Annotated in this window: 9 protein-coding genes and 1 pseudogene; 5 read left to right on the top strand and 5 right to left on the bottom strand. The window is 65.3% G+C overall.

Annotated elements, in window-relative coordinates:
- Nucleotides 1-5 precede the first annotated feature (5 nt).
- Nucleotides 6-1,004, top strand: coding sequence for a P1 family peptidase (locus tag Q2941_RS13730; protein WP_254111717.1), 999 nt, complete (start codon nucleotides 6-8; stop codon nucleotides 1,002-1,004).
- Between the two features lie 222 nt (nucleotides 1,005-1,226).
- Here the strand turns inward: Q2941_RS13730 and Q2941_RS13735 are convergent.
- A pseudogene (locus Q2941_RS13735) lies at nucleotides 1,227-2,068 on the bottom strand (EF-hand domain-containing protein).
- A 257-nt stretch (nucleotides 2,069-2,325) separates the two neighbouring features.
- Here Q2941_RS13735 and rpe point away from each other — a divergent pair.
- The 4 genes from rpe to Q2941_RS13755 all read left to right on the top strand — a co-directional run bounded on the left by rpe (nucleotide 2,326) and on the right by Q2941_RS13755 (nucleotide 3,719).
- Complete coding sequence (gene rpe / locus Q2941_RS13740) at nucleotides 2,326-3,027, top strand: ribulose-phosphate 3-epimerase (protein ID WP_027525340.1); 702 nt, start codon at nucleotides 2,326-2,328, stop codon at nucleotides 3,025-3,027.
- A gap of 150 nt (nucleotides 3,028-3,177) precedes the next feature.
- Nucleotides 3,178-3,324: a hypothetical protein gene (locus tag Q2941_RS13745; protein ID WP_198031833.1), complete on the top strand. Its 147-nt coding sequence runs from the start codon at nucleotides 3,178-3,180 to the stop codon at nucleotides 3,322-3,324.
- Between the two features lie 6 nt (nucleotides 3,325-3,330).
- Entirely contained in the window at nucleotides 3,331-3,507 is a 177-nt protein-coding gene (locus Q2941_RS13750) for a hypothetical protein (RefSeq protein WP_198031834.1), read from the top strand.
- A 20-nt stretch (nucleotides 3,508-3,527) separates the two neighbouring features.
- The gene (locus tag Q2941_RS13755; protein WP_458192794.1) at nucleotides 3,528-3,719 is read left to right on the top strand and encodes a hypothetical protein; all 192 of its coding nucleotides are present in this window, start codon (nucleotides 3,528-3,530) and stop codon (nucleotides 3,717-3,719) included.
- An 8-nt stretch (nucleotides 3,720-3,727) separates the two neighbouring features.
- Here Q2941_RS13755 and Q2941_RS13760 read toward each other — a convergent pair whose 3' ends face one another.
- The 4 genes from Q2941_RS13760 to Q2941_RS13775 all read right to left on the bottom strand — a co-directional run.
- Nucleotides 3,728-5,167, bottom strand: a complete 1,440-nt coding sequence (locus Q2941_RS13760) for a bifunctional serine/threonine-protein kinase/universal stress protein (protein WP_027525342.1) — start codon at nucleotides 5,165-5,167, stop codon at nucleotides 3,728-3,730.
- 3 nt (nucleotides 5,168-5,170) lie between these two features.
- Nucleotides 5,171-5,911, bottom strand: a complete 741-nt coding sequence (locus Q2941_RS13765; RefSeq protein WP_027525343.1) for a metallophosphoesterase family protein — start codon at nucleotides 5,909-5,911, stop codon at nucleotides 5,171-5,173.
- A 117-nt stretch (nucleotides 5,912-6,028) separates the two neighbouring features.
- The gene (locus Q2941_RS13770) at nucleotides 6,029-6,634 is read right to left on the bottom strand and encodes a hypothetical protein (protein ID WP_027525344.1); all 606 of its coding nucleotides are present in this window, start codon (nucleotides 6,632-6,634) and stop codon (nucleotides 6,029-6,031) included.
- A partial coding sequence (locus Q2941_RS13775) for a hypothetical protein (protein WP_458192795.1) occupies nucleotides 6,627-7,247 on the bottom strand: 621 nt, incomplete at its 5' end. The genes Q2941_RS13770 and Q2941_RS13775, both read right to left, overlap by 8 nt.

The raw sequence follows: 7,247 nt of genomic DNA on the forward strand, positions 1-7,247 counted from the left end.
CCGCCGTGAAAAACCTCCTCACCGACATCGCCGGTGTCCGCGTCGGGCACGCCCACGACGAAAAGCTCGCCTCGGGTGCGACGGCGATCGTCTTCGACCAGCCGGCCGTGGCGGCGATCGACGTGCGCGGCGGCGGGCCCGGGACGCGCGAGGACGCGCTGCTCGATCTTGCCAACACGGTCGAGCGCGTCGATGCGATCGCGCTGTCGGGCGGCTCCGCCTTCGGGCTCGAAACCGGCGGCGGCGTGCAGGCCTGGCTCGCCGAGCAAGGGCGTGGATTCCGGGTCCGCGAGGCGCTGATCCCGATCGTGCCGGGCGCGATCCTGTTCGATCTCCTCAATGGCGGCGACAAGGCCTGGGGCCGCTTCCCGCCCTATCGCGACCTCGGCTATGCCGCGGCAGCATCAGCCGGCGTGGACTTCGCGCTCGGCAGCGTCGGCGCTGGCCTCGGCGCCACGACGGCGAATTTCAAGGGCGGGCTCGGCTCGGCTTCCGCCGTGACCAGCAACGGCATCAAGGTCGCGGCGATCGCCGCCGTCAACGCGGTCGGCAGCGTCACCGTGGGCGACGGCCCCTGGTTCTGGGCCGCGCCGTTCGAGGTGGGCGGCGAGTTCGGCGGACGCGGACTGCCGGACATCTTCACGGATGACATGCTCAAGATGCGGATCAAGGGCGGGCCGGCCGCGAGTTCGCGCGAGAACACGACGATCGGCCTCGTCGTCACCGACGCGACGCTGACCAAGGCGCAAGCCAAGCGCCTCGCCATGATCGGGCAGACCGGCTTTGCCCGCGCGATCTATCCCGTGCATGCGCCGACCGACGGCGACGTGCTGTTTGCCGCTGCGACCTGCGAGAAGGCGATCGATCCGATCGTCGACCTCACCGAGGTCGGCATGGTCGCAGCCAATGTCGTGGCGCGCGCGATTGCGCGCGGCGTGTACGGCGCCACGGCGTTGCCGTTCGCCGGCGCGCTTGCATCGTGGAAGGATCGGTTCGGCTCTTAGTTGGACCGCCGCTCCCTCCACCCGGTCACCGCCCGGCTTGCCGCCTTCGCTGAAGCTCCGGCGAGCCGAGTTCGCAAGCCTCGTCGAAGCCTTGGCGGAGACGGGACCGGGCGGTCCAGTATTCCAGAGACGGTGACGAATACGGAGATGCCGCGGCGTACTGGATGCCCCGGTCAAGCCGGGGCATGACACCGGAGATTGGGCGAGAGCAGCGCGCCCCGCTTACACGCTCACCGACAGCGATGAGGCCGCAGTGGCCGACAATTGCTGCGCCTCGCGCTGGATCATCCGCTCGATCCAGTTGTAGGACGATGTCGCCGAGTTCGAGCCGCTGGAGTTGGAGCCCGAGCTCGATGAGCTCGACGCAGCCGGCGTCGTCATCGAAACCTTCGAGCCGTCGGCATAGGTGACGGTGGTCGTGGTCGAGCCGTCGCTGTTGGTCACGGACGTCGAGGTCGCCCCGGTCAACGGATCGGAGCTGCCGTCCGAGCCGCTGCCGCTGGCGTCCCCGGAACCGCTGGAGCTGGCGGCGCTTTCCGCGTGATGGTGACCGTGATGCCCACCCTGCAGCGCCTTCGACATCTCGTCGAGGCTGACGCTGCCGTCGCCATTGGTGTCGAGCTTGGAGAAGACGCCGTCGGCCTGCGCCACATTGGTGCCGCCCGCGCCCAGCGCGTTTTCGAATTCCGATTTGGTGATCTTGCCGTCGCCATCGGCATCGATCTGCGAGAACAGATCCTTCAGGGCATCCTGCGGGCTCATCGACGTCGACGATGAGCTCGTTGAGGAGCTCGACGAGGTCGCGCTGGAAGAGCTGCTCGTGCTTGCCGACGACTGGCTTTGCGCCGCAATCAGCGCGCTCATCGTCTCAGGCGATATCTGCGGACAGTTGCCGGAGTTGACCGACGAGCTCGCGCCGCTTGTCGTGCTGCTGCCGCTGTCGATCGAGAACGGGTTGTCGCCCCTTGCGTGAAACCTGTCTGCTGCGTCGAGGACGTCTTGGAGGACGTCAGCGACTGCAACGCGTCGAGCGCACCCGATATGGCACCAAGGGCGAACAACATTCGACAACTCCAGACGATGCGGCAAGCCGCGGCCAATGCTCCAATCCGGTCAGCAAGCGTCGTGCCAGCGCAAAAACCTCAATCAAATCCGACTTTCCCGCGCCTTGCGCCGTCGGGGAACACCGGCAATTCGTGCCGGTTGCGGCAGAATTTTCCGCCCACAGGAAGCGCCTGCCCCTGCATTGCTCCCCCGCACCGCCCATGTTAGGCGAGGCCCATCGTCACACGGCCAACGGCTTTTTCGGGAAACTGTGCCAATGACCCAAGCCCTCGCACTCCGCCCCCTGGTGATCGCGCCGTCGATCCTGGCGTCGGATTTTTCCAGGCTCGGCGAAGAGGTGCGCGCCGTCGACGCCGCGGGCGCCGACTGGATGCATCTCGACGTCATGGACGGGCATTTTGTTCCGAACATCTCCTACGGCCCCGACGTCATCAAGGCGATGCGTCCGCACACCAAGAAGATCTTCGACGCGCATCTGATGATCTCGCCTTGCGATCCCTATCTGGAGGCGTTCGCCAAGGCCGGCTGCGACCACATCACCGTGCATGCGGAGGCAGGTCCCCACCTGCACCGCTCGCTCCAGGCGATCCGCGCGCTCGGCAAGAAGGCCGGCGTCTCGCTCAATCCGGGCACGCCGATCAGCGCGATCGAATACGTCGTCGACCTGATCGATCTCGTGCTGGTGATGTCGGTCAATCCCGGCTTCGGCGGACAGACCTTCATTCCCTCTGCGCTCGGCAAGATCCGCGACATCCGCGCGATGACCGCAGGCAGGCCGATCGACATCGAGGTCGATGGCGGCGTCGGGCCCGATGTCGCCGGCGCGCTTGCAGCAGCCGGCGCGAACGCCTTCGTCGCCGGCACCGCGGTGTTCCGCGGCGGCACGCAAGAGGCCTACAAGACCAACATCGATGCGATCCGCAACGCAGCCGCCAACGCGCGCGGCGAAGCGATCTGAGCCGGCGCGCACGAAATATATTGCGGGTTTCTACGGGTGTTGCAGCGCGACAAACTTAAAGATTGTGTCGCACCCCGTAATCATCCCAGCTTTCCCGGTTCGCACAAATCGATGCACAAGAGCGCTCCCCCTTTTTGACGGGAGCACATCATGACGACGACCCTGGTCTGGACTGGCGTGGCGTTGTGGCTTGGCTTGAATGCAGCGCTTGCGGCGCGCTGCATCTATGTCGCACGACCGGTGAAGGTCGCATCTCGTTCCGCCCGCATCATCCATCTTGATCGCCACCGGGGCTGAACGCCCGTGCAGGTCGCGATCGTGAAACGTCAGCCGAAGCGCAGGTGCCGCATCCCGCGGCGCCCGCATCCGGACCTCGATTATTTCTTCGATCGTTTTGAGCGTATCGCGTGCGAGACCAGCGACGACACCGGGCCCGAGATTGTGGACCTGGACAAGTTCCAGTCACCGCGTCCGCACTGAAATCCTTTTGGAATAGCCTGATGAAACCGCTTTGCCCCAACTGCCTGAATGAGATGTCGAAGGCAGCCACCTCCGGCAATCTGTTTAATTGTGAGCCCTGCCGCGAGATCATCCAGTTCTTCGGCGTCGGTCCTGACCGGAGGGACGCCGAGCCCGATTTCTGGTTGCCCGTCCGCCGCAAGCGCGACGGTCACGGCGTCCACGCAGCCTGATCCGCACGCTAGCCTGCGGCTTCGTCTGCCCTCACCTCCTCCGAATCCGCAGCCATCCTTGGCGGCCGCACCACGGTGACGGTGCAGGTTGCTTCCGACGCAACCTTCGATGAAACGCTGCCCAGCAGCGTGCGCCTGAACGAGCTCTGCCGTGCGCCGATGATGACGTGGTCGACCTGGTTCATCTCGGCAAATTCCAGGATCGCGGCGGCCGGATCAATCGCCTCCAGCACATGAACCGTGAGCCGGCTCTCGTCGAGCTTGAGCGGCGTCGCCCAATGCCTGAGCGCCACCATCCGGTCGATATGCTTGTTGGATCCGTCTTCGTCGAGCGTCCGGTCGATCACGAGACGGTTCAGTTTCAGTACGTTGACGCAGGCGAGCCGCGCCGAAGGCAGCGTAGCCAGGATCCGCTCGGTGGTGACGCGTAGCGCCTCGTTCAATTCAGCCGCACCCTCGGCGGTGTCGAGCGCGACCGCAAGGATCGGGCTCGAAGCGATCTGCGCGGCAACATCCGATTTCGGCCGCGGCTGCGTCGCCTCGTGATTGAAGCGCCGCCGCCACGCGATCGAGAGCGGATCGCGCTTGAGCCGCTCCGAGCGCGCGGTGAGCCTGACCTTGTCGGGATGGGTGAGATCGAAGGCAAGCTGCGAGGCGGTCGGATAGCGCCGGACCGGCTCGATCTCCAGGCACCGAAGCACGATCTCCTGAAGCCAGGGGGGATAGTCGGGACGCAATTTGCACGGCGGATGCGGATCGCGCCACAGCCGGCGTCGCATCGCGCGCAGTGTCTCGCCCTCGCCGAACGGACGCTCGCCCGTGGTGAAGAAATAGAGCAGTACGCCCAGCGAAAACAGGTCGCTGCGTGGATCGTCGCGCACGCCCAACAGCCGCTCCGGCGCCATATAGGGCGCAGTGCCGTAGGGCAGCCGGAACTCCTCCTGCAACAAATCCGGCAGATGGTCGTGGTGCGACAACCCAAAGTCGATCAGCACCGCCTCGCCGCTTGCCCGGAACATGATGCTGCTCGGCTTGATATCGTGGTGGATCACGTTCTGCCGGTGCAGATCGGCAAGGGCTGTCGCGATCTTCGCGACCAGCACGCGCGCCTCCTCGTAAGGAAGCGGCAGGTCTGGCAGCCGCGGATAGAGCGTGGTGCCGGGAAGCTGCTCGATCACGACATAGGCCTGGCGCGCGAAATCGCCGGTGCCGAAGCAGTGCGGCACGTGCGGGCCGGCGAGCCGCGGCAAGATCATCTGCTCCATCTCGAAGGAGACGATGGCGGCGGGGTCCTCGCCCTCGGACACCCGCGGGACCTTCATCAGAAGCGGCGCGTCGATGCCGGGATGAGTGACCGTCCACAGCGTCGCCATGCCGCCGGCATGGACGCATTCACCGACGATGAAGCCGTCGATCTCAGCTCCGACCTGGACCAGGGATTTCGGCATCGCTCAGCGCCCCTGCGACAGCCGGTCGGCCAGCCAATGCGGCAGGCCGTTCTCCCGGATCCGGCTCGCCGCCGCCTCGATGTCATAGGGTACACGGCAATAGATGATCTGACAGCTCTCGGTCTCGAACAGCGTAAAGCAGGCGGAGGGATCGCCGTCGCGCGGCTGGCCGACCGAGCCCATCACAGCGAGCCATTGCCGGCCGCGCAGGAGCTGCACGGGAACGTCGGTCTTGGGTACGAAGCTCGTCATCTTCGCGGTCACTGACATCGAATAAAGCGCCGGACGATGGATGTGGCCGCAGAATGTGACGTGGCACGGCGTCGCGATCAGGCTTTTTGCGGCGTCCGTCGTCGAGCGGACATAAGTCCAGCGCGTCGGGTGCGAAGCTTCCGAATGCACGTAGAGGCGGCCGTCATCCTCGATGGACATCGGCAGCTCCGCGAGAAAGCGCCGCTGCGCTGCATCGAGCCGGCCGCGGGTCCATTCGATCGCGATCTGTGCCTCGGCGTTCATGGTCTCGGCCGACGATTGGACCGCCTGGTCGTGATTGCCGCGTACAGCGACGGCGCCGTGAGCCACCAGTTCCATTGCGGTATCGACCACCCATTCCGGATCGGCGCCATAGCCGACGAAATCGCCGAGCAGGATGAAGCGCTCGGCGCCGCGCTCGCGCGCCGCCTTCAGGCACGCGTCAAAGGCCTGCCGGTTGCCATGGATATCCGAAAAGACGGCCAGTCGCACGCGTCCTCCACCCTAAAATCCTATTCGTACGCCGATAAAGCCAATTTGAGCGACGTCAACAAGATGCGACAGCGCACGGCTGTTGACCAGCCGGCGCCGCTCAGGTGGTGGCAGGATCTATTGCTCGTCCTTGGGGGGCATTCTGGGCGGCGGCAGCGGAGTGAACACGGCGCCTTGCGCGCCGGCCGGTGGGGCATTGAACTCACCGGTCGATGAATCGCCGCCGGCCGTCTCGATCACGGCCTTGGGCGTCACATATTCCCGGACCATGTCGATGATGGTGCCGTCACCGCCGCCAAAATCTGCGGCGCGCCCGCCCTGCGGGTGTCCCGCCGCGATCTCGTTCTCCGCAGCATGGGTCTTTTCCGCCAGCGCGTCATTATAGGGAACGCGGAACGCCCTCGGGATGCCGCTCGGCCGGTGGTCATCGTCCAGCTCCTCGACCCACAGATAGATCGAGCCGGGGTCACCCTCCAGCGAATGCGGCTCGACGATGCGCGCCGCCAACAGCTTGAATGACACGGGCAGCCGGTCGTTGCTGGCCCAGCCGAGCAGCCCGCGCATCGCGCCGAAGCTGACGAGATAGAAGACGCTGGTCACAATGACCGCCATGGCCTTCAGCGACCAGTGCAGGCGGCCATAGACCAGGACGACCAGGAGCAGCGCGCCGATCACGGCGTAAGCGACCGAAATCGTGACTATGACCAGTTGCAGGCTACTCACGGCGCATCCTCACGCCGGTCTTCGGATCGATATCCGCGCCGTTGCGCCAACTGCTGCGGAACGTCTCCAGCAGCGATTTCGGCCGCTGGTCGACGTTGACAACCTTGCCCTCTGCATCGAGCCGAAATCGAACTGCAGTCTTCTCGTCGCCGGTATGGTTGAGCGTCAGCTTGTTGTCGAAGATCACCTGCGCGATCGGATTGAGCTTCTGCACCTTGATGTTTGCCGAGACGGGCTCGCCGGTGGTGGCCTGGAAATGCGAGACGTTGACCGTGTATTCGCCGGCGACGATGCCGCGCACGGTGACGATCTCCTCGCGGATCGGGGATGCGATCTTCTTGCCGTTGACCACGATGAAGTCGTTGGCCCCGCCGCGGTCGTCGCGGTCGAGGGTGAGGAAACCGGCCTCGCGGTGCCGGTACCAGGCGATGTTGCCGGCGGGATCCTGCACGAAGAGGTCGAGATCATCAGGATGATTGTCCGGCCAGTCCAGCGTGATCATGAACTCGGCCTTGGAGTCGATCTTGCCGTCCTTGGAATCCGGGGAGACCGCGAGAAGCGCGAGGAAGAACAGGAAGGCCACCACCTGGAGCGCCTTGAACAGCATCACGCC

Source organism: Bradyrhizobium sp. UFLA05-153 (assembly GCF_054185185.1).

What these genes read in the sequence shown, in the direction of transcription:
- rpe (WP_027525340.1), top strand. Translation starts at nt 2,326, where the DNA reads ATGACCCAAGCCCTCGCACTCCGCCCCCTGGTGATCGCGCCGTCGATC.
- Q2941_RS13745 (WP_198031833.1), top strand. Translation starts at nt 3,178, where the DNA reads ATGACGACGACCCTGGTCTGGACTGGCGTGGCGTTGTGGCTTGGCTTG.
- Q2941_RS13755 (WP_458192794.1), top strand. Translation starts at nt 3,528, where the DNA reads ATGAAACCGCTTTGCCCCAACTGCCTGAATGAGATGTCGAAGGCAGCC.
- Q2941_RS13760 (WP_027525342.1), bottom strand. Translation starts at nt 5,167, where the DNA reads ATGCCGAAATCCCTGGTCCAGGTCGGAGCTGAGATCGACGGCTTCATC.